Genomic DNA, 22,618 nt, shown 5'->3' on the forward strand with positions numbered 1-22,618 from the left:
CGTATTTTGCCTTGCAGCCTTCTGAACCACGGGTATGCATGGGCCATGACAACCCTTTCCCGCAGCCTTTGCTTTTCAGATGCTGAACAGACCGCCATCTATGCCACGCGTCTTGCCCGGCATCTGGGGTCTGGCGACGTGATCCTGCTGTCCGGCGACGTGGGGGCGGGCAAGACCCACTTTGCAAGGTCACTTATTCAATCGCTTCTGGCAGAACCCGAAGATATCCCGTCGCCGACATTTACCCTGGTCCAGACCTACGAGACCACGGGTGCCGACATCTGGCACGCGGATTTGTATCGGCTGACCTCTGCGCAAGAGGTAGAGGAATTGGGCCTGATCGACGCCTTTGCAACAGCAATCTGTCTGGTGGAATGGCCCGACCGGCTGGGCTTGCTGACACCGCCCTCGGCGCTTTCACTTGACTTCACAACGGGACAATCGCCAGATGCACGGTCGGTCCTTGCCACCTGGCAAGACCCCCGATGGACCGAAACGGTGACAGCATGGTAGTGCGCGGGGACCAGGCCGCGCGTTTCCTGTCAGAGAATGGCTGGAACCCGGAAAGCCGCATCCGGATCGCCGGGGACGCATCCAACCGAGCATACGACCGCCTGACACGGCCCGACGGGACCACGGCAATCCTGATGGATGCCCCGCCCGGCACCGGCGAAGATGTCCGCCCTTTCATCCGCATTGCCGCCTATCTGCGCCAGAACGGCCTGAGCGCGCCTAGGGTTATGGCTGCGGACGAAAACGCTGGTTTCCTGCTGCTCGAAGACCTTGGCGACGCGCTTTTCGCAAATCTGATGCAGGATGAACCCTCGCTGCAACGGCCGCTCTATACGGCTTCCGTGGACGTGTTGGTGGCCCTGCACGGGGCCGATCCACTGCCGCTGCCGGATTGCGATGCCGCCTGGTTGGTCGAAATGACAGAGCCGCTGTTCGAATGGTATCTGCCGGAGTCCGGTGCCGAAACCCGTGCCGCATTCCGCGATGCATTCCAGCCCTTCGCAGATCAGATCGCAGCGGCGCCCAGGGTCACGATCCTGCGGGACTACCACGCGCAGAATCTGCTGTGGCTGCCCGGCAGGGCGGATGTGGCGCGGGTCGGCATCCTCGACTTTCAGGATGCCCTTGCCGGGCACCGCTCTTATGATCTGGTTTCCATCCTGCAGGACGCGCGCCGCGATGTCACCGCCGAGATCGAAACGGAAATGCAGGACTATTATCTGTCGAAATCCCCGGTCGACCCTACCGAATTCAAGCGGGACTACGCGGTGCTGGGCGTGCAGCGCAATCTGCGCATTCTGGGCATCTTCGCACGTCTTGCGAAGCGGGACGGCAAGCCATCTTATGTTGATCTTGTCCCGCGGGTCTGGGAATATATCAAACGCAACCTCGCCCATCCTGACCTTGCGCCATTGGCCCATGCGCTTGACGCAATTCCGGAACCGACACCCGCCTTCCTGGAGCAGTTGAAATCCACATGACCCCCCTGCCCCTGATGTTGTTTGCCGCCGGTTTCGGCACCCGGATGAAGCCGCTGACCGATGACCGGCCAAAACCATTGATCAAGGTTGCAGGAAAGCCGCTGGTGGATCATGCCCTTGAGCTTGCACAGGATGCGGATTGCACGCCGATCGTGGCCAACCTCCACTACAGGGCGGACCAGCTGGAACATCACCTTGCGGGAACCGGAGTAGTCACTTTGGTAGAGCAGCCCGATATCCTGGATACCGGGGGCGGCTTGCGCAATGCGCTGGACGTTTTGGGCGGCGGCACCGTGGTGACGATGAACACCGATGCGGTCTGGTCAGGCCCAAATCCGATCGACCTGCTCGGCCAGGCATGGGACCCGGACAGAATGGACGCCCTGCTGATCGGCATCGAATTGACCCGTGCCATAGGCTATGACGGCACCGGGGATTTCACACTGGGGCAAGACGGCAAGCTGACCCGTGGGCCGGGCGTGCTTTATGGTGGTGTTCAGATCATCAAGACCGAGCTGCTGCACGACATTCCGGATAGTGTCTTTTCGCTCAACGTGCTGTGGAACGTGATGCTGAACCGCGAACGGTTGTTTGGCCTGTCATATCCGGGCCACTGGTGTGACGTGGGCCATCCCGCAGGCATCGCGCAGGCCGAAGAGATGCTGGCCGGCACCCATGTTTGAACCAACCGATAAACCGCGCGTCTTCGGGCTGGCACCCGGTGTCGATTTCCCCGCAGGATTGATCCAGGGCATCAGGGACAGGCTGGCAGCACAACCGCCCGAGGCCATCGCCAGGGTCGAGCTGATCGTCAACAGCCAGCGCATGCGCCACCGTCTGCGGCAGTTGTTTGACGCCGGACCGCCGGGGTTCATGCCACGGGTTTCGCTGGTCACCAATCTGGACCACCTGTTGCAGGGCCAGATTATGCCAAAGGCGATTTCGCCCCTGCGCAAGCGGCTGGAACTAACCAGGCTGGTGTCGAAACTGCTCGAAACCGATCCCGAACTGGCACCGCGCAGCTCGCTTTACGATCTGGCTGACAGCCTCGCGAGTTTGATGGATGAAATGCAGGGCGAGGGCGTTTCAGCCACCAGCGTGGCCGAACTCGACGTCAGTGACCAATCCGGTCACTGGGCGCGGGCGCAGCAGTTCTTCACCCTCGCGCAAGGTTACCTTGATCAGACCGACAGCACCCCCGATGCCGAGGCAAGGCAGCGCAGGGTTGTCACGGCTCTTGTCAAAAGCTGGCAGGATGCGCCGCCACCACATCCCGTGATCCTTGCCGGTTCAACCGGGTCGCGCGGCACCACGTCGCTGCTGATGCAGGCGGTCGCACAACTGCCGCTGGGTGCGGTTGTCCTGCCGGGGTTCGACTTTGAAATGCCAACGGCGGTCTGGCAGGACCTTGATCAGGAAGTCATCGCCGAAGATCACCCGCAATACCGGTTCCGGGCGCTGATGCGGGCGCTGGAATTGCCCAGCAGCGAGATCGACAATTGGTGCGGCACACCCGCGCCCAGTCGGCCGCGCAACGCCGTGGTTTCGCTGTCCCTGCGCCCCGCCCCGGTAACCCACGCCTGGCTCAGTGAGGGTCCGGCGCTGGGCGATCTCGTTGCGCCGACCGACGGTCTTACGCTGGTCGAGGCACCAACCCCCCGGATCGAGGCACAGGCAATCGCGGCCCGCCTGCGTGTCGCCGTGCAAGAGGGCAAGTCCGCAGCCCTGATCACACCCGACCGGATGCTGACCCGTCAGGTGACTTCGGCGCTGGACCGGTGGAACATCCTGCCCGACGACAGCGCCGGTACGCCATTGCAACTGTCACCGCCCGGCCGTTTCCTGCGGCATGTTGCGGACCTTTTTGTTCGGCCCCTCGATGCAGAGGCGCTGCTGACTCTGCTGAAACACCCGTTGACCCACAGCGCGGCGGACAGGAACACCCATCAGCTGCACACACAGCGCCTGGAGATGCAGGTCAGGCGCGACGGTCTGCCCTATCCCGATCCCGCAGGACTGTCGCGGATCGCCGGCAAGATTGCGGAACATCTGGGCGCAGCAGAGGATTTTCTGGATTGGACAAATTGGGTCAGCGACACATTCTGTCAGCACGAAACGGCGGATGATCAACAGCTGAGCACATGGACGGCAACGCATCTGGCGCTGTCGGAACGGATCGCCGCTGGCAGATCGACAGACAGCACCTCGCAGTTGTGGAAGAAGACCGCAGGCCGCGCCGCGCGCGACCTGATGGATGCGCTTGCGACCGAGGCGAGCCACGGCGGCGCACTTTCTGCCCGTGATTACGCCGATCTGATCGCTGCCTTGCTATCGGAACAGGAAGTCAGGGATCAGGACGGCCCGCACCCAAATGTGATGATCTGGGGCACGTTGGAAGCACGGGTGCAGGGTGCCGATCTGGTGATCCTTGGCGGTCTGAACGACGGCAGCTGGCCCGAATCCCCACCCCCCGACCCGTGGCTGAACCGGCAGATGCGGCTTAGGGCGGGGTTGCTTTTGCCGGAACGGCGCATCGGGCTGTCGGCCCATGACTATCAACAGGCCATCGCCGCGCCTGAGGTCTGGTTAAGCCGTTCGATCAGGTCGGACGAGGCCGAAACCGTTCCATCGCGCTGGCTGAACAGGTTGGAAAACCTGCTGTGCGGGCTGCCGGATCAGAACGGCCCGCAAGCCTGGGCGCAGATGCGGGCCCGCGGGGCGGAATGGCTGGACCAGGTCAGTGCGCTTGAGGCGATCGAGCGGGTTCCGCCCGCCATACGCCCCTCGCCCCGGCCGCCCATTGCGGCACGGCCACGGGCGCTCTCCGTGACTGAAATCAAACGGCTGATCCGCGACCCCTATGCCATCTACGCCAAACACACCTTGCGCCTGCGCCCGATCAATCCGCTGGTGCAGTCGCCAGATGCACCGGTGCGCGGCATTGTTCTGCACGAGATCATGGAGAAATTCGTCAAACGCGTGCGCGAGGACGAGGCATGCCTGACGAAACAGGTGCTGATGGAAACAGCCCGCGCGGTGCTGCAAGGTGCCGCACCCTGGCCTGCCGCGCGGGCAATGTGGCTGGCGCGCATCGAACGTGTGGCTGAGTGGTTCATCGCGCAGGAAAAGATCCGTCAAAGCTATTCCAGCCCCGTCAGTTTCGAGAAGGCCGCGAAGGGCACCCATATATTCGAGGATCTCGGCTTCACCCTGACCGGCTATGCAGACCGGATCGACAAGACAGATGATGGCGACGCGCTGATCTACGATTACAAGACCGGTACGCCGCCCAGCAAGAAAGAGCAGGCGCTGTTCGACAAGCAGTTGCTGATCGAGGCGGCGATGGTCGAGGAAGGCGGCTTTGCCGAGGTTGGCGTCGCCCATGTCGCCCACGCGGCCTTTATCGGCCTTGGCGGCAAGCCGGTTGAGGTCGCAGCCCCCCTTGTCGAAGAACCTCCGGAAGCGGTGATGGCCGGGCTGAGGGCGCTTATCGGTCACTATTTCGACCCTGAACAGGGCTTTACTGCCAGACGGCTGGTCAAGACCGAAGATGCCGCCGGGGATTACGACCAACTGGCACGATTTGGCGAATGGGACGGCACATGCGACCCGACACCCGAGGATCTGACATGATTTTCGATGACGCCACCCGCGCGCAGATTGACGCGGCGCGCCCGGATGCCTCTACCTGGCTGGCGGCCAATGCCGGGTCTGGCAAGACCCGTGTTCTGACTGACAGGGTTGCCCGACTGCTGCTTGCCGGGGTGCAGCCTGATCAGATCCTCTGTCTGACCTATACAAAGGCAGCAGCATCAGAGATGCAGAACCGCCTGTTCCGACGGCTGGGCGAATGGGCGATGCTGCAGGGCGATGACCTGCGCGGTGCCATGGCAAAGCTTGGGATCGAGGCAGAATTGTCACCGGAGGATCTGCGCAAGGCCCGGACGCTTTTTGCGCTGGCCATCGAAACGCCCGGTGGGCTGAAGATTCAAACCATCCATTCGTTCTGTGCGTCTCTGTTAAGGCGTTTTCCCCTGGAAGCCGGCGTCAGCCCGCAGTTCAAGGAAGTCGAGGATCGCGCCGCCGACCTGCTGCGGGCAGAGATTGTCGATCAGATGGCATCGGACAGTGCGGCAGAGCATATCGCACAGGTCGCGCGGTTTTACACCGGCGAGGATTTCGCGGGTCTTACCCGCCGGATTGTGGGAATGCGGGAACAATTTCAGGGGGAGGTCAGCCGGGAGAGCCTGTTGTCCCTGCTGGATCAACCGCCGGACCTGACCTGGGAGCGGATCGAGGCTTCGGTCTTTCTGGGCGGAGAACAGGCGTTGTTCGCGGACATCATTCCGCATCTGTTGGCCAAGGGCGGGAACGACACAAAAGCCGGGGAAGCATTGCAGAAGATTGAGGCTTTCGATCTGGCCGCCCTGCCCGCGCTGGAGAATGTCCTGCTGACCAAGAGCGGAGAATCGCCCTTCTCGGCAAAGATCGGCAGCTTCCCGACCAAAGCCACCCAATCGGTCATCGCGGCGCAAATGCCTGCGTTAGAGTCTTTGATGCTGCGGGTCGAGGCGGCCCGGCCCGCCCGGCTGGCGCTGGAATTGGCCGAGCGTTCTGCCGTGTTGCACCGCTTTGCAGACGTCTTTCTTGCGCGCTATGAAAACGCCAAGCAATTGCGCGGCTGGCTGGATTTCGACGATCTGATCGACAAGGCACGCGCGCTGTTGAATGACCCTGCGGTCGCAGCATGGGTGCTGTACCGGATTGACGGTGGCATTGATCACATTCTGGTGGACGAGGCGCAGGACACTTCGCCCCGGCAGTGGGATGTGATCGAAAAGCTGGCCGATGAGTTCAACAGCGGCGACGGCGCGCGGCCCGATGTGGATCGCACGCTGTTTGTGGTCGGGGACAAGAAACAGTCGATCTATTCGTTCCAAGGTGCCGACCCAAGAGAATTCGACCGAAAAGGATCAAGTTTCGAGGATGCTTTCACGGCGACCGGCAAGGTGTTCCAGCATCGAAGCCTTGACTATTCGTTCCGCTCTTCCAGCGCCATTTTGCGCCTTGTAGACACTGCTTTTGATCCACGTCAGGCCTTCGGATTCGACAACCCGACGGAACACCTTGCGTTCAAACACGCCCTGCCCGGCCGCGTCGATCTGTGGCCGGTGGTAGAAAAGGCAGAGGCGGATGAAGAGCGGGAATGGACCGACCCGGTCGACCGGCGCAGCGCACGGCACCACACCGTCGTTCTGGCCGAGAAGATCGCCGCGCGGATTCTGGAATTGACGCGGGACGCACATTTCATCCCCGACGACAAGGATGGCCAATATTTCCGGCGGCGCATTCAACCGGGCGATTTCCTGATCCTTGTGCAGCGCCGTTCCGCGCTGTTCTCCGAGATCATCCGCGCCTGCAAGGCCGCCGGGTTGGCGATTGCCGGGGCGGATCGGTTGAAAGTGGGGGCCGAACTGGCAGTCAAGGACCTTGGCGCGCTTCTGTCCTTTCTTGCGACACCGGATGACAGCCTGTCGCTGGCCACCGCATTGAAGTCACCGATTTTCGGCTGGTCCGAACAAGCCCTGTTCGATCTGGCACATCGACGAAATGAACCAAGCCTCTGGCAGGCCCTGCGCAAAAGGACGCAGGACCACCCTGACACCATCAGTGTCTTGCGGGACTTGCGGGCCCAGGTCGATTTCCTCAGGCCCTATGACCTGATCGAGCGGATACTGACCCGTCATGGGGGGCGCAAACTGTTGCTGTCTCGGTTGGGGCCAGAGGCCGAAGACGGCATCAATGCCATGCTCACCCAGGCGCTTGCCTATGAGCGGAACGAGATCCCCAGCCTGACTGGTTTCATCGAGTGGATGCAAACCGATGATCTGGAAATCAAGCGGCAGATCGATTCCGCGTCAAATCAGGTCCGCGTGATGACGGTCCATGGCGCCAAAGGGCTTGAAGCGCCCATCGTCATCCTGCCGGATACGGGCCAGCGCAACATCACCATCAGGGACGAGATCATCGCTCTTGACGGTGTTCCGATCTGGAAACCAACCGCAGGCGATATGCCCCAGACCATCAGCACCGCCATCGAAGCGATGAAAAGCGCCCAGTTCGATGAGCGGCTGCGGCTGCTCTATGTGGCGATGACCCGTGCGGAGAAATGGCTGATGGTCGCGGCGGCGGGCGATTTGCCCAAGGACGGGTCAAGCTGGTATCAGATCATCGGGTCGGCACTGTCCCACATCAATGCCGTTCCTGCAGGTGCCGATGGCACCCTGCGGTTTGAAGAGGGCGATTGGGGTGGGTTAGAGACGGTTTCAATGCCGCAATCCGGGCAAAGCAAGGCAGTGGCCCATCCTGCCTTGTTGCAGGGTATCGGCATTTTTGAACATCCCACGATGGTCTGGTCGCCTTCTGACATGGGCGGCGCAAAGGTGTTGCTGGGTGAAGGCGGCGCAGACAAGGATGCGGCCCTGTCCTATGGTGTGCTGGTGCACAGCATGTTGGAACGGCTTGCCGATCTTCCGCCCGACAGTCGCACAGCCGCCGCTGCACCGCTGGCAAGCGGGTTCGATCCTTTGCTCCAGGACGCCGCACTGACCGAGGCGCTTGCCGTCCTGAATGACGATGCGCTGGCGCCGGTGTTCGCGTCTGGCACCATGGCTGAAGTTCAGCTAACTGCGCCCATTGGGGACGCGCGATTCAATGGTATTATCGACAGGCTGATCCTGACACCGGGCAAGGCGCTGATCGTGGATTACAAGACCAATCGCATCGTGCCGCAGAGCGCGGAGGACTGTCCCGAAGGCATCCTCCGACAGATGGGGGCTTATGTCCGGATGCTGGCTGCGGTTTATCCCGAGCATGAGATCGAAACCGCCATACTTTGGACCGCAACGCGAAAACTGATGTTGCTGCCCAACAATATCGTGACATCCGCGATTGACCGCTCGCCATATCTTGACGGGCTGGGTCCGCGTTCATAGGTTCATGTCTTAAACGAATTCCTGTCAGGAGAGCAGCATGGCAACCGTCGCAGTCACAGACGATACGTTCGACGCCGAAGTGAAAAATTCTTCCATCCCCGTCGTGGTGGATTTCTGGGCCGAATGGTGCGGCCCGTGCAAACAGATCGGCCCGGCACTTGAAGAACTGTCGGCAGAGATGGATGGCAAGGTCAAGATCGTGAAGGTCGATGTTGATTCAAACCCCAATTCACCGGCTCAGATGGGCGTGCGCGGTATCCCCGCCCTGTTCATTTTCAAGAACGGTGAAGTGGTATCGAACATGGCCGGAGCAAAGCCGAAGGCAGCGCTGCAAAGCTGGATTGAAGAATCCATCTGAGCCTCAGTCGGCATAAGCTTTTGAAAAGGGCGCCCCACGGGGCGCCCTTATTGCATTGGCCAGCCGAACCGTCTGAGCCGCGCTTCGATCCTGGTTGCCGCATCCGCCCGGCCCGCATTGATGGATTGGTCCTGCCAGAACCACCAGACGTATTTGTCATAGACCGGTTCATGGCCAGCGACGCGTTGGAAACAGGAGTCCAGCCTGTCCATTTCGGCCTGCACTGCAATGTGGTGGAAATCTATTTTCGCGAACAGTAGGGCGGGCTTGCGGAAAAAATATCCGAAAAACGCTGCGCTTGAATTCTGGGTCACGACATAGTCGCAATCCCGCAGATGGGTCTCCATCTGACCGTTTCCAACGGTCAAACGTGGATGCTTGCGCGCCAATGCGTCCAGCTTATCAAGCTCCGCCGCGGCATATTGCTCCTTGGGATGCAGGGTCGCCACGATCCGCCTCTGCGGATCATGGTGCAGACAATGTTCGATCATCTCCAGCGGTGAACAGGATTGAAACGATCGTTTGCTGTCCAAGCGCCCCTGAAGCGGCACATAGACGTATCCGGAACGGCTGCTGTCCTGCGGTGCCTGGCCGAACAACCGCTTTTGCCAAAAGCGATAGAACCGGGCGGCGTCCGGTGCAACGGCATCTGGGTCAAAGGACGCGCGGGCGACATCCCAGTCCCAACGCTCCGCTGTCGCCTCTATCTGCCAGAAGGGATATTGATAGACCCGCCTGAAAACCAACCCCAGATCATTCGGGGGCGGTGCCATGTGGGTCAGGGAATAGGCGTGCGACGCCTGACCGGGAATATCAGAAAATTCGACCCTGAACCGGGCTTTTTCGGCCACCTGAGCGACGAGGTTGATGAAATTATGCTCCCCCGCCTCTGCGCTGCGGCGCAGGGGTTCTTCAAGACAGATGCGCAGGATTTTCTGATCGGCCATCCCAGATTTCTAAGAGGGGTCCGCACCGGTCACAAGGGATGCCGCCCCTTGTCTGCCCGTTTCATGGGGGCCATATAGATCACAAGCAAAAAGCAGGACAAGAAAATGGCAGAAGATTCATTCCCCGGATGGCATGGAACCACGATCATCGGCGTCAAGAAGGGCGGCAAGGTCGTTGTGGCCGGTGACGGGCAGGTCAGCCTGGGCCAGACGGTGATCAAGGGTAGCGCGCGCAAGGTGCGCAGGTTGTCGCCCGGCGGATTTGACGTGGTTGCGGGTTTTGCCGGCTCGACCGCCGATGCCTTTGCCCTGCTGGAACGGCTTGAGGCCAAGCTTGAAGCAACTCCGGGTCAGCTTCAGCGGGCCAGTGTCGAATTGGCCAAGGACTGGCGCACTGACAAATACCTTCAAAAGCTCGAAGCGATGCTGATCGTGACCGATGGCAATGACCTGCTGGTGATCACCGGGGCCGGTGATGTGCTGGAACCGGAACATGGCATCGCCGCCATTGGGTCGGGTGGCAACTTTGCCCTGGCCGCGGCGCGGGGCATGATGGACAGCGACCGCGACGCGGAAACCATTGCACGCGACGCCATGGCGATTGCGGCGGATATCTGTGTCTATACCAACGGCAATCTGACCGTAGAAAGCATTTCCAAATGACCGACCTGACCCCAAGAGAGATTGTATCCGAACTCGACCGGTTCATCATCGGGCAGAAAGACGCCAAGCGCGCCGTCGCCGTGGCGCTGCGCAACCGCTGGCGGCGCAAGCAACTGGCCGATGACCTGCGCGACGAGGTTTACCCCAAGAACATCCTGATGATCGGCCCCACCGGTGTCGGCAAGACAGAAATCAGCCGCCGTCTGGCGAAACTGGCCCGCGCGCCGTTCCTCAAGGTCGAAGCAACCAAGTTCACCGAAGTAGGATATGTCGGCCGGGACGTCGAGCAGATCATCCGCGACCTGCTGGATTCCTCCATCGCCATGACCCGCGAACACATGCGCGAAGATGTCAAAACCGCCGCGCATCAGGCCGCCGAGGATCGCGTGATCGACGCCATCGCCGGGACCGATGCCCGTGACGGCACGCGCGAGATGTTTCGCAAGAAACTGAAATCCGGAGAGCTGGACGATACCATTATCGACCTTGAACTCGCAGACACATCCAATCCGTTTCAGATGATGGACATTCCCGGCCAACCGGGGGCTGGTGCCGGGATGATGAACATTGGCGATCTTTTCGGCAAGGCGATGGGCGGTCGCAAGACCAAGAAACGTCTGACCGTTTCCCAAAGCTATGACATCCTGATTGGCGAAGAGGCTGACAAGCTGCTGGATGACGAAACCGTCACCCGCAACGCGATTGAAGCGGTAGAGCAGAACGGCATCGTCTTTCTGGACGAGATCGACAAGGTCTGCGCCCGTTCGGATGCGCGTGGCGGCGATGTCAGCCGCGAAGGGGTCCAGCGCGATCTGCTGCCGTTGATCGAGGGCACTACCGTCAGCACGAAATACGGGCCGGTGAAAACCGATCACATCCTTTTCATCGCCTCGGGCGCGTTTCACATCGCCAAGCCATCCGATCTGTTGCCGGAACTGCAAGGCCGCCTGCCGATCCGGGTCGAATTGCGCGCCCTGACCGAAGAGGATTTTGTGCGCATCCTGACCGAAACAGACAATGCGCTGACGCTGCAATATACCGCGTTGATGGGCACCGAAGAGGTCAAGGTCAGCTTTACCCCCGAAGGGATCGCCGCATTGGCCAAGATCGCAGCGGATGTAAACCAATCGGTCGAAAACATCGGCGCGCGGCGGCTTTATACGGTGATGGAACGGGTGTTCGAGGAACTGTCCTTTACCGCTCCGGACCGGGGTGGCGAAGAGATCGAGGTGAACGCAGATTTCGTCGAGGAGAACCTGGGCGAGTTGACCCGATCCGCAGACCTCAGCCGCTACGTGTTGTGACCGCATAAAAGGGTTTTTGATTTTCTCACGCGCCTTCATCGACGGGACGTGAGCTATCTCAGGTTGCTGTGCCTGAACCGGGGAACTGGGAAGTACATCCGAAAGAAACAGGAATGTCTCGTTGGATGTCTCTCGACCCGGCAAAGCAACAGCAGTTTGATTGCGTCAAAACTGATTGGTCTCATCGCCAGGGAGGCTGTGACCGCCAAATACAGGGCCTCCAATTCAAACCGCCGCAGCAGGCGCGGGCATAACGTGCATCACGTTGCGGGACGCGCGACTTGGCATTTGGCGCGAGTTGGTTGATTTCCTCTGATATGCAATCACGGCTTCGCAGATCACAACTGAAGCAATCTTTTACGTCGCCACGCATTCATGGAAATTTGTCGGCTTTGCGCTCGCTCTTCCTGTCGCCCTGCAAGGGTGGTCGCGCCTGTCGGAAATCACCGCAGCTTGTATTTCGAGATCCTGTAATCCAATTGCGCACGGCTCATCCCCAGCTTGCGCGCGGCGGCAGAAATGTTCCAGTCGAATTCATCCAGCGTGGCGACATATGTGTCTATCTCAATATCCTGCATGGTGCGTTCGCCGCGCACCTCCACGATGGTCTTGGGCCGGTATACGTCGCCCTCTCGACGCATCTGTCCGGCGTATTGCGGGATTGTCTCGATCCCCGTGAAAATATTGCTAATCTCGATGTTTGCGCCCGGTTCGGCATAGATCAAGCCGCGTTCAATCATGTTGGACAGTTCGCGGACATTCCCCGGAAAATCATAGCGCAACAACATGTCCAGGGCAGGCCCGGACAGTTCCGCTTGCGGGCGCTTGTGGCGTGTCGAATGCAGACGCAGAAAATGCTCGATAAGGCTGGGTAAGTCATCGCGGCGGTCGCGCAAGGGAGGGATGACAATGGGCAATAGCGACAGATCGTAATGCAGGTCCGCCCGCAACCGCCCGGCTGCGACGGCCTCCATCGGTTGCTCTCCGGCGGCAGAAAGCAGACGGAAGGGCGGGTTCTTGACCTTGATGCTTTGCAACAACATCGACAGACGCGCTTGCATCGCGGCAGGCAGCGACAAGACGTCGTTCAGAAACAGACTGCCACCACGTGCCTGCTCGGCCAGGCCGCCCTTGCCAAAAATACTTTGGTCGGCTTGGGTCGATGCATCCTCGAAGGCCGAACAATTGACGCGGACAAAGGGGCCGTTTGGCGTACTGCCCAGTTGGTGCAGACGGCGCGCAAAATGCTCCTTTCCGGTGCCGGTTTCGCCCAACAACAGCACTGGTTCTGATAGAGGGGCCACACGTTCCATCAGCCGCCGCGCCCGCACAAGCCCTGTCGAGCGCCCCACGATGTCGTTTGCGTTCGTTGGCTTTTCCGCTTTGATCATGTCGATCGGCGGCGTCCACGGCTGGTGTTTCTTGCCCTTGGGTCTGGCAATTCCGAAAATCTCGGTTTCTTCCAGATCGTCGCCCCACGCGTCTGCATTCTTGCCGATGATGACGCATCGCTCGGCCCCCTGGCCGATACATTCAATTTCCCGAAAAATTACTGGAAACCCGACCAGTGCCGACGTGTAGCCAGAGGGCACGCCAACCTGCATCCAGCACACAGGATCCCTGCTGTGACCAAAGTTGTGGACGTGTTCTATGCCCTCTGCGGAGTCATGCCACAGAAATTCGCCGTGGTAGTATTGCTTGGCCACATCGAATTCAAACCGCTTGGTCGTGACTTTGGCAAAACCCTCTATCGTATGGACGCGCGGACCAGCCGCGAGAGCTGCGGTCAGGTTGTCATGCTTGAAACGCTTCTCAACAAGGTTCGCTGACTTCACTCCGTGCAACCAACCAGCCTTCATAAAGATCTGCCGCGCTCTCTCGGGGCCAAGCGCATTGATGATGCTTGCGCGAAGCCCGCCCAGTACCTCGGTCTGGACCATGACCATCCGGGCATCGTTCAGCCAAATCCGTCCGTCGCCAAGCGCGAATTGAAGCGCACCTGCGAGGTCGGCAAGCGTCGGGGCCGCACCATCTTCAAGCAATTGACTGTCGCCGCGCTCAAGCATTTGGGGCGCTTGACGTGAGGCTTCGGTAAGAGAGATGCGTAGGGACATTTCATAATTTCATGAATAAGATTTCGACTCATTTCATTATTTCATGAAATTTATATCGAAGCAATATTGATAAAAAATCATATGATAACAGATTGTTACCTGATAACATTCGCATCCCTTACAAATTCCCTTGCTTTAAAATTGCAGGCAAACTCATGTTCCCTGAGTTGCGGGGAGGCAACAGATGGTCGTTTCATCTGGGCAGGGAACACTGTGCGTCTTTGATCTTGTGTCTCTCCGCCAGAGATTTTTGGGAGGAAGACATGGACGGTTCTAAACCAAACTTTTTGGACGTCGCGACCTGGAGCGGCAAGCTGTTTTCAGACGGATGGGCTGCGGCCTCGGCCGGGGTTGAGGAGGTGACCAGCCCTGCTGACGGATCGACCGTCGAAACCATCGGCAAAGGCTCTGCCGCAGATGTGGCCCGTGCCGCTGCCGCCGCCCACGCGGCACAGCCCGCTTGGGAAGCAACCCCTGCCGCAGAACGTGCCGCAATACTGAACACGGCTGCCGACATTCTAGAGGCGAACACCGACGAGTTGCTGCCCTGGATCATCCGCGAAACAGGTTCAATCCCGCCCAAGGCCGGAATCGAGATCGAGCACAGCGCCGGTTTCCTGCGCGCTGCTGCCGAGGCTGCGCTTGAACCCACAACCCAAGCGCTGAAATCCATGGACGGGCGTCAAGAAGAGCTGACCCGTGTTGCTCATGGAGTGGTCGGGGTGATCTCGCCGTTCAACTTCCCGCTCGTCCTGTCGGTGCGCGCCATCGCTGCGGCGCTCGCCACCGGCAACACGGTCGTGCACAAACCCCACGAGCTCACCCCTATCACCGGCGGTGTCATCATCGCCCGTGTGTTTGAGGCCGCTGGATTGCCTGCGGGGCTGTTCCACGTCATTCCCGGCGGCGCCGATGTGGGCGCGGCCCTGTGCGAAGACCCCAAAATCGCGATGGTGTCCTTTACCGGCTCGCCGGGTGTAGGGTCCAAAGTGGGCGCGGCCTGCGGGCGCACTCTCAAGAAGGTCCAGCTCGAACTTGGCGGCAAGAACGCCATGGTGATCATGGACGACGCAGACATGGATATCGCCGCATCGAATTGCGCGTGGGGCGCATGGTTGCATCAGGGGCAGATTTGCATGGCGGCGGGGCTGTTGCTGGCCCCTGCGGACAAAGCCGATGCGCTCGCTGAAGCGCTTGCTGTCAAAGCGGGTCATCTGCCCGTGGGCAATCCCGCGACAGAGCAATGCGCGCTGGGACCGCTGATCGCCGAGGCCGAGGCCAGGCGGATTGAAGAGATCGTCAAGGACGCGGTTTCCAAAGGGGCCAAGCTGCTGGCCGGTGGCACACCCGACGGCACGATGTTCCCGGCGACTGTGCTGTCCGGCGTCACCCCCGGAATGCGCGCTTTCGAAGAAGAGATCTTTGGCCCAGTCGCGGTTGTTGCCGCCTATGACAACGACGACCACGCCGTCGAGCTGGCCAATATGACAGAGTTCGGCCTTGCCGCTGGTGTTATCGGCAAGGACATCGCCCGCGCCCGTGCGCTTGGCAATCGCCTGCGCGTTGGACATCTGCACATCAACGACCAGACCGTGACAGCCAGCCCGATTGCGCCCTTTGGCGGGCGTGGCAAGTCCGGCAATGGCAGCCGCATCTCTGGCCCCGCGATTTGGGAAGAATTCACGCAATGGGTTTGGGTCACGACCAAATCAGAAGCCACACCCTATCCGTTCTAAGCCAGCAGGAAAAAGACAATGAAAATCAAAGCCGCAGTGGCACGAGGTCCCGAGCAGGACCTCGTGATCCAAGACCTCACACTTGATGGACCGCGCGAGGATGAAATCCTTGTCAAAGTTGTCGCCACCGGCGTGTGCCACACCGATCTGGTTGTTCTGGCAGGTCACCTGCCCACGCCGATGCCCGTTGTGTTGGGCCACGAGGGTGCCGGGATCGTGCAAGAGGTCGGGGCCAAAGTCACCAAAGTGAAGCCCGGCGATCATGTTGTCATGACGTTCAACACCTGCGGCACCTGCCCCTCGTGTCGAGATGACGCGATGGCCTATTGTTACGAGTTCTTCCCGCGCAACTTCTTTGCCACGCGCGCCGATGGCTCGGTTGCACTGGCCGACAACGCGGGAAATGTGCATTCCAACTTCTTTGGACAATCGTCATTTGCCAGCCATGCGCTTTGCCACGCGCGCAATGTAATCAAGGTCGATCCGGAGGCCGATCTGGAATTGCTCGGCCCGCTCGCCTGCGGCATCCAGACCGGTGCAGGCACCGTGATGAACGCGCTGAAGGTCGCAGCGGGCAAAAGCTTTGTTGTCTTTGGCGCAGGCTCGGTGGGCCTGTCGGCCGTGATGGCAGCCGTCGTGCAGGGCGCGACCACAATCATCGCGGTCGACATGCACGACGCCCGCCTGACGCTCGCCAAAGAGCTGGGCGCGACCCATACGATCAAGGGCGATGCCAAGGACATCGTACAGCAGATCATCGACATCACCGGCGGCGGTGTGGACTATGCGATGGACACCACCGCCATCGGCTCCGTGATCCGCAACGCCTCAGACGCACTTGGACCGCGCGGCACGCTGGCAATTGTCGGCGCACCCGCTCCGGGGGCCGAGATCAACCTGGACAACACGCATATGATGTCGGCGGGTCGCAAGTTGATCGGGGTGGTCGAAGGGGAATCCGATGGCGACACCTTTATTCCCAAACTGGTAGCCCTTTGGAAAGGTGGAAAGTTTCCCTTCGACAAGCTGGTGACCTTCTACGACTTTGACCAGATCAACCAGGCGATCCACGACAGCCACACCGGCACTTCAATCAAGCCCATCCTTCGGATGGCCTAGCCAGCCATCGGGAGAAGCAGACAAAAGATACCGGAGAACAGATTATGTCTATCGAACAACTGCACCAAATACTCGAAATGGGTGCCCAGAATCCGCCGCCAGCCGGTGGCAGCCCTGACGCGATGCGCGGCTGGTTTGAGGCGATGATGGAGCAAACCCCGGTTGCCGAGAATGTCGCGATCGAGCCAGTGACGATCAACGGCCAACCTTGCGAATATCTTCGCCCGGAAGATGCTGTCGCTGGCAAGCTGATCCTTTATATTCACGGCGGCGGCTGGCTTTTTGGCTCGCCCGCATCGCACCGTGTCATTTCGACAAATCTGGCCCGTCGTTCGGGTATCACCGTGTTGTCCATCCAGTACCGTATGGCCCCGGAACATCCTGCGCCTGCTGGCCACGACGATGCGTTCGCGGCTTACAACTGGCTCCTGGCGCAAGGCTATGCGCCGCGAGATATCGCCATTGCGGGCGATTCTGCCGGTGGCAACATGGCATTGGCCGTGACGGTGCGCGCCCGCGAGGCGGGATTGGGACTTCCCCGGGCGATGATGCTGATGTCCCCCGCACTCGACCTTGCAGGCGAAGGGGCTTCGCATACCGAACATGCCACCGCACCGCTGGTCGACAAGAACCTGATGGCCGTTTTCAACATGCTGCTGCTGGGTGATCGCGACCGAAAATCGCCCGAGGCGACGCCATTCTATGCAGATATGTCCGGCCTGCCGCCCGCGCTGATCCACGTCGGCACATGGGAGATTTTGCGATCTGACAGCGAAACACTTGCCGAGCGGATGCAGGCGGCTGGGGTGCAGGCGGAGCTAAAAATCTGGGACGGTATGTTCCACAACCACCAACTTTTCGCGCCTTTCCTCGACGAGGGCATGGCGTCACTCAACGAAGCGGGCGCGTTTCTGCGCAACCAGCTCACATAGGACCCGGACGTATCGGGAGCGAAGAAACCCGATACGTCCGTTCATCTCAGGGAGGAGATTTACAATGACGTACAAGACCAACAAGGGCGGGCTGTCGCGCCGCTCATTCAATAGCCTTTTGGGCACTGCGGCTTTCGCAACCACTCTGCCGACCCTTTCGACGCAAGCCTTCGCAGCCGCCGGGGACACAATTCGCATCGGGTGGATCGGCCCCCGCTCTGGCCCGCTGGGGATTTTTGGCGAGGCTGACAATTGGCTGGCCGGACTTCTGGCCGGGACCTATGCAAACGGGGTCGAGATTAGCGGCAAGACCTATGCCGTCGAGGTCCTCATGACAGATACGCAGTCCGATCCGGTGCGGGCAAGCCAGGCCACCAAAGACCTGATCAATTCGGAAAATCCCGACCTGATCATTGCCTCTTCGACGCCCGAAACCACCAACCCGGTGTCAGACGCCTGCGAAGCCGCAGGCACGCCTTCGGTCACCACAATCGCGCCGTGGGAAGCATTTTACTTTGGGCGCGGCGGCGTTCCCGGCCAGCCCTCCCCGTTCAAATGGAGCTTTCATTTCAGCTTTGGTGCTGGCGACTTTGGTCCGCTCTACGTGGATCAATGGAACAAGATCGAGACCAACAAAAAGGTCGGCATGTTGCTGCCCAACGATGCCGACGGGAACGCGATCCGCATGGGGCTTATCCCGGCGCTGGAAGCCGCCGGGTTCGAGGTTTTCGATGCGGGTCCCTACGAGAACGGCTCGTCCGATTTCTCAAACCAGATCACCTTTTTCAAGAACGAGGGCGTCGAAATCATCAACGCCTTCCCCTTCCCGCCCGACTTTCCCGTCTTCTGGCGTCAGGCGGCGCAGCTTGGTCTGGCCCAGCAGCTCAAGATCATGCAAGTCGCCAAAGCGGGGCTTTTCGCCGCCGAAATGGAGGGGCTTGGCGAACTTGGATATGGTGTTGCGACCGGCGCGTACTGGCACAAAAAGTTCCCGTATTCATCGCCAGCCACAGGCCTGAGCAGCGCGGCCCTGGCTGATGGGTTCGAGGCGACGATTGGCAAACAGTGGAGCCAGCAGGCCGGGGCCAATGCCGCACTTCTGGACGTCGCGATGGCCGCATTGGTCGCGTCGGGCAACCCCAAGGACAAAGCCGCGGTCGCAGCGGCCTTTGGTACATTGGTGGCGGACACAGCTGTCGGCACGGTCGACTTTTCAAAGGGGCCGGTGCCAGGTGTTGCAACCACGCCTCTGGTCGGCGCGCAATGGACACGGGCCAGCGAAGGCCCCTACCCCTTCACGCTTCAGGTCACGTCCAACGCGCTCGCCCCAGACGTGCCGCTGACAGCGGATCTGGCCCCCTACAAAATCGGTGGCTAGTTTCCGTTCGCGGCAGGGTCCTCCCCCCTGCCGCGCACATACCTAACCCTTTGAGCATTGAAAATATGAACTCCCCTGACCTCCAATCCCATCTTGTCGCAAGACGCCTGCGCAAGAGTTATGGCAGTTTGAAAGCGCTTGATGACGTGTCGTTCCATGTTGGAAAGGGCGAAGCCGTGGGGATCGTGGGGCCGAACGGCGCGGGCAAGACCACGTTGTTTGGCGCGCTGGCGGGGAGTTTTCCAGTCTCCGGCGGTCAGATTACATTTGCGGGTGATGATATCACCCATGATCCTGCAGAAACGCGCTGTGCGATGGGGATCGCGCGCACCTACCAGGTGCCGCGCCCGTTTTTGGGGATGACAGTTTTTGAAAATGTGATGGTCGCCGCGCGTGCAGGAGGCGGGTTGTCCGCTGCCCCCGCAACGGATCATGCTGCGAAAATACTGGAGCAAACCGGACTTTTTGCGCTGGCAAACACACCGGCTGCGGCTCTTGGTCTGCTTGATCGCAAACGGCTGGAGGTTGCGCGCGCGCTTGCCACCTCGCCCGACATCATCCTGCTGGATGAAATCGGCGGAGGGTTGACCGAGGCTGAACTGGTACAACTGATCGCTCTTATCCAGAGCCTCAAAGACAACGGTATGACCATCGTCTGGATCGAGCACATCCTGCACGCTTTGATCAAGGTCATCGACCGTTTGGTCTGCATGGCGGAAGGGCGCGTCTTGGCGGCGGGCGATCCGAACGCGGTGATGCAAAACGCCGACGTGCGCCGCGCCTATTTGGGAAGCACACCGGAATGAGCGTGTTGAACGTCAATAACATCATCTGCCGTCATGGCCTGATGACCGCCCTGCGTGGCGTGTCGCTGGAAATTCACGCGGGCGAAGTGCTGTGTGTGATCGGCGCGAACGGCGCGGGCAAGACAACGCTCATGCGGGCGCTGGCCGGAGCCCATATTCCCGACGCGGGTCAGATTCTGTTTCAGGGCCGCGATATCACCAGACAAAACGCGCATACCCGTGTGCGGGGGGGTATCGCAATGTCGCCGGAGGGGCGGCGGCTGTTTGCCGATATGACCGTGCGCGAAAACCTGATGATCGCGGGCGAGAACGGGCAAAACGGCGATTGGACATTGGACCGCGTCCTGACCGCCTTCCCCCAACTTGTCCCGTTGATCGACAAACAGGCGGGCGGGTTGTCGGGTGGCCAGCGTCAGGCGGCCGCCATCGGTCGCGCCCTGATGGCCAACCCCGACGTACTGCTTCTGGACGAAGTGTCCTTGGGGCTTTCGCCAGCGGCGGTCGAGGGCGTCTATGCCTCGCTTGCCGAAATCCGCGATACCCGCGTTATGGCGATGGTGATCGTCGAGCAGGACCTGAGCCGCTCGCTTGCTTTTGCCGACCGTATCCTGTGCATGGCCGAGGGCGAAATAAAACTCGCAGGGTCACCCGCCGATTTCACCAAGGATCAGATCACCGATGCCTATTTCGGCATCCAGAATGAGGCACCCGCTGATGTTTGAACAGCTCTTGCAAGCCATCCTTCAGGGCGCACTTCTGGGCGGTTATTATGCGATTATCGCCGCAGGCCTGTCACTTATGTTCGGGGTCGTGCGCTTTATCAACCTGGCACACGGCGACCTGTCGATCCTTGGTGCATTGATCACACTAAGCCTGGTTCAAATCCTCGGCCTGCCGGTCCTTGCCGCGATTGCGGTGATGCTCCCGCTCATGGCGGTCATCGGCTGGCTGATGCACATGTTCCTTTTCGAACGCGCGATGAAGGGCGGCTTTCTCTTGCCGATCCTCGTGACCATCGGCCTTGGGGCTGCGCTGCAAAACGGAATGTTCGGGATTTGGGGCTCGGACACACGTTCGCTCGGCGCCTCTATCGGCAGCCTTGCATGGTCAAGCTGGTACCTGCCCGGCGGGATCATCCTTGGCAAGCTCCCTGTCTTGATATTCGGCACCGCTGTCATCGTGATCGGCGCGCTGCATCTGATGCTCAAACGCACGGGCCTTGGCCGCGCGATCCGTGCAACGGCGTCTGACCCCGAAGCGGCGGAACTTTGCGGTGTCGATGCGCGTCAGGTCCACCGCGCCGCCGCCGCGATTGCCGTTGGGCTGGCCGCAATCGCAGGTGTGTTTCTGGCGATGCGGGCACAGATCACGCCCTACTCTGGCCCGGCGCAACTGATCTTTGCGTTCGAGGCGGTGGTCATCGGCGGGATCGGTTCGCTTGGCGGCACGTTGATCGGCGGGATCATCCTTGGCCTGAGCCAAACGCTCGGAGGTCTGATTTCGGCGCAAATGTCCCTTCTGAGCGGCCACCTCGTGTTCCTCGGAGTCCTGATCTGGCGCATATGTCGCGAAGAAAAGCTGGCGCATGGCGGCTGGCGCGCAGGTCTGAAAGCAGTCCTTGGTCTATCGTCCAAACGCCGCAAGCTTGCGTCAGGAGACCTGTCATGACCGACTATTCTATCCGCCCGATTCCCCAATTCGACCGCGCGATTATCGCAGGCGCGGGTATGGCGTTTGTGGTTTTTGGCCTCTTGCCCATGTTCGGCTCGGCGCTGGTCGTGGACAAGCTGACAATGCTTTTCATCTATATCATCCTCGCGGTAACCTGGAATCTGCTGGCCGGTTACGCAGGGTTGGTCTCGGTCGGCCATCAGGCCTTTGTCGGTTTGGGCGCCTATATGATGTTGCGGATGGTCGAGGCTGGTGTGCCCCCTTTTATTGCCATTGTCGCCGGCGGCGCGGTCATTGCATTGATCGCATGGCCCATGGCCGCTTTCGTTCTGCGCCTTCGGGCCGGAGAGTTTGCCATTGCGATGTGGGTTCTGGCGGAAACCATCCGCTCGCTTGTGATGCTGGACCCTTATATTCAAGGCGAAACAGGCCGGTCACTGGTCGTACTTAATGCCTATGACCCCGATATGCGGCGCAATACGATCTACCTTATGGCGCTGGTCCTGGCGGGGGCGGTCATCGTCATCAGCTACCGGCTTTTGCACGGACGGCTCGGGGGCGAAACCCAGGCCATCCGCGATGACGAAGAGGCCGCAGGTTCCGTCGGTGTCAGCACTTTCCGCGTCAAACGCATCATTTTCGTGCTCTCCGCCGTCGGCTGTGCGCTTGCTGGAACGCTATGGCTGGCAAGCGCCATTACCTTTCAGCCCCGTACAGCCTTTGGCATCCAGTGGTCGGTATTCATGCTTTTCATGGTGCTTGTAGGCGGGCTTGGCAGCATTCTCGGCCCAATTCTTGGCGCTGTGCTCTTCATGACGCTGCAAGTCATATTTGGCGATTTCGGTGTGTGGTACTTGGCGGGGCTTGGCATTGTCGCAATGCTTTTCGCACTCCATGTCCCCCGCGGAATTGTCGGACTCTTGTCTGAGAAAATGGGGCGCGAACCCATAACGATGCAAAAGCTCCTCAATCCCAAACGCACCTAAAGTACTGTCTTGAGGAATGGACCTCTGACAGAGGTCGCGCCGCAGCCTTTCGTTGGGCAGGATTGGGCGCAGCACGTCAAACAGATAATCGATCGGGGCGTCTGTACACTGCTTGT

18 protein-coding genes are annotated in these 22,618 nt (G+C 60.2%); 16 read left to right on the forward strand and 2 right to left on the reverse strand.

Going from position 1 to position 22,618, the window contains the following annotated elements; genetic code table 11:
- Nucleotides 1-45: 45 nt before the first annotated feature.
- From tsaE to trxA, 6 genes are read left to right on the forward strand one after another with little or no spacing between them, the layout of a single operon-like run.
- Complete coding sequence (tsaE, locus tag A8B82_RS21740; protein WP_067297342.1) at nucleotides 46-513, forward strand: tRNA (adenosine(37)-N6)-threonylcarbamoyltransferase complex ATPase subunit type 1 TsaE; 468 nt, start codon at nucleotides 46-48, stop codon at nucleotides 511-513.
- The gene (locus tag A8B82_RS21745; RefSeq protein ID WP_067297345.1) at nucleotides 507-1,493 is read left to right on the forward strand and encodes an aminoglycoside phosphotransferase family protein; all 987 of its coding nucleotides are present in this window, start codon (nucleotides 507-509) and stop codon (nucleotides 1,491-1,493) included. Before tsaE ends, A8B82_RS21745 begins: the two co-directional genes overlap by 7 nt.
- Nucleotides 1,490-2,176 (forward strand): nucleotidyltransferase family protein, encoded by a 687-nt coding sequence (locus tag A8B82_RS21750; RefSeq protein ID WP_067297347.1) that lies wholly within the window; start codon nucleotides 1,490-1,492, stop codon nucleotides 2,174-2,176. Before A8B82_RS21745 ends, A8B82_RS21750 begins: the two co-directional genes overlap by 4 nt.
- A complete protein-coding gene (gene addB, locus A8B82_RS21755) occupies nucleotides 2,169-5,126 on the forward strand; it encodes a double-strand break repair protein AddB (RefSeq protein ID WP_067297350.1) in 2,958 nt (985 codons plus the stop codon). Before A8B82_RS21750 ends, addB begins: the two co-directional genes overlap by 8 nt.
- Nucleotides 5,123-8,488 carry a double-strand break repair helicase AddA gene (gene addA / locus A8B82_RS21760; protein WP_067297353.1) on the forward strand — a complete coding sequence of 1,122 codons (3,366 nt, stop codon included), beginning with the start codon at nucleotides 5,123-5,125 and terminating at the stop codon, nucleotides 8,486-8,488. Before addB ends, addA begins: the two co-directional genes overlap by 4 nt.
- 37 nt (nucleotides 8,489-8,525) lie before the next feature.
- Nucleotides 8,526-8,846: a thioredoxin gene (gene trxA, locus A8B82_RS21765; RefSeq protein ID WP_067297355.1), complete on the forward strand. Its 321-nt coding sequence runs from the start codon at nucleotides 8,526-8,528 to the stop codon at nucleotides 8,844-8,846.
- Nucleotides 8,847-8,893: 47 nt separating this feature from the next.
- On the opposite strand, the gene A8B82_RS21770 is transcribed toward trxA, so the two are convergent.
- The gene (locus A8B82_RS21770; protein ID WP_067297358.1) at nucleotides 8,894-9,793 is read right to left on the reverse strand and encodes a hypothetical protein; all 900 of its coding nucleotides are present in this window, start codon (nucleotides 9,791-9,793) and stop codon (nucleotides 8,894-8,896) included.
- Nucleotides 9,794-9,898: 105 nt separating this feature from the next.
- Here A8B82_RS21770 and hslV point away from each other — a divergent pair, with 105 nt between their 5' ends.
- Both hslV and hslU read left to right on the forward strand, forming a co-directional pair.
- Complete coding sequence (gene hslV / locus A8B82_RS21775; RefSeq protein WP_067297360.1) at nucleotides 9,899-10,456, forward strand: ATP-dependent protease subunit HslV; 558 nt, start codon at nucleotides 9,899-9,901, stop codon at nucleotides 10,454-10,456.
- Nucleotides 10,453-11,760, forward strand: a complete 1,308-nt coding sequence (gene hslU, locus A8B82_RS21780) for an ATP-dependent protease ATPase subunit HslU (protein WP_067297362.1) — start codon at nucleotides 10,453-10,455, stop codon at nucleotides 11,758-11,760. The genes hslV and hslU overlap by 4 nt, the downstream gene beginning before the upstream one ends.
- 443 nt (nucleotides 11,761-12,203) lie before the next feature.
- On the opposite strand, the gene A8B82_RS21785 is transcribed toward hslU, so the two are convergent.
- Nucleotides 12,204-13,826, reverse strand: coding sequence for a sigma-54-dependent Fis family transcriptional regulator (locus A8B82_RS21785; protein WP_161489498.1), 1,623 nt, complete (start codon nucleotides 13,824-13,826; stop codon nucleotides 12,204-12,206).
- A gap of 311 nt (nucleotides 13,827-14,137) precedes the next feature.
- On the opposite strand from A8B82_RS21785, the gene A8B82_RS21790 reads away from it, so the two are divergent.
- The 8 genes from A8B82_RS21790 to A8B82_RS21825 all read left to right on the forward strand — a co-directional run bounded on the left by A8B82_RS21790 (nucleotide 14,138) and on the right by A8B82_RS21825 (nucleotide 22,502).
- The gene (locus A8B82_RS21790; protein ID WP_067297369.1) at nucleotides 14,138-15,610 is read left to right on the forward strand and encodes an aldehyde dehydrogenase family protein; all 1,473 of its coding nucleotides are present in this window, start codon (nucleotides 14,138-14,140) and stop codon (nucleotides 15,608-15,610) included.
- 18 nt (nucleotides 15,611-15,628) lie between these two features.
- The gene (locus A8B82_RS21795; protein WP_067297372.1) at nucleotides 15,629-16,729 is read left to right on the forward strand and encodes an NAD(P)-dependent alcohol dehydrogenase; all 1,101 of its coding nucleotides are present in this window, start codon (nucleotides 15,629-15,631) and stop codon (nucleotides 16,727-16,729) included.
- Nucleotides 16,730-16,773: 44 nt separating this feature from the next.
- Nucleotides 16,774-17,661 (forward strand): alpha/beta hydrolase, encoded by an 888-nt coding sequence (locus A8B82_RS21800; protein WP_067297375.1) that lies wholly within the window; start codon nucleotides 16,774-16,776, stop codon nucleotides 17,659-17,661.
- A 64-nt stretch (nucleotides 17,662-17,725) separates the two neighbouring features.
- Complete coding sequence (locus A8B82_RS21805; protein WP_067297378.1) at nucleotides 17,726-19,039, forward strand: ABC transporter substrate-binding protein; 1,314 nt, start codon at nucleotides 17,726-17,728, stop codon at nucleotides 19,037-19,039.
- A gap of 65 nt (nucleotides 19,040-19,104) precedes the next feature.
- A complete protein-coding gene (locus A8B82_RS21810) occupies nucleotides 19,105-19,845 on the forward strand; it encodes an ABC transporter ATP-binding protein (RefSeq protein WP_067297381.1) in 741 nt (246 codons plus the stop codon).
- Nucleotides 19,842-20,567 (forward strand): ABC transporter ATP-binding protein, encoded by a 726-nt coding sequence (locus A8B82_RS21815; RefSeq protein ID WP_067297384.1) that lies wholly within the window; start codon nucleotides 19,842-19,844, stop codon nucleotides 20,565-20,567. Before A8B82_RS21810 ends, A8B82_RS21815 begins: the two co-directional genes overlap by 4 nt.
- A complete protein-coding gene (locus A8B82_RS21820) occupies nucleotides 20,560-21,513 on the forward strand; it encodes a branched-chain amino acid ABC transporter permease (protein WP_067297387.1) in 954 nt (317 codons plus the stop codon). The genes A8B82_RS21815 and A8B82_RS21820 overlap by 8 nt, the downstream gene beginning before the upstream one ends.
- The gene (locus A8B82_RS21825; RefSeq protein WP_067297390.1) at nucleotides 21,510-22,502 is read left to right on the forward strand and encodes a branched-chain amino acid ABC transporter permease; all 993 of its coding nucleotides are present in this window, start codon (nucleotides 21,510-21,512) and stop codon (nucleotides 22,500-22,502) included. Before A8B82_RS21820 ends, A8B82_RS21825 begins: the two co-directional genes overlap by 4 nt.
- The last annotated feature ends 116 nt before the right edge of the window (nucleotides 22,503-22,618 follow it).

This window comes from Sulfitobacter sp. EhC04 (assembly GCF_001650875.1).
GTDB lineage: Bacteria > Pseudomonadota > Alphaproteobacteria > Rhodobacterales > Rhodobacteraceae > Sulfitobacter.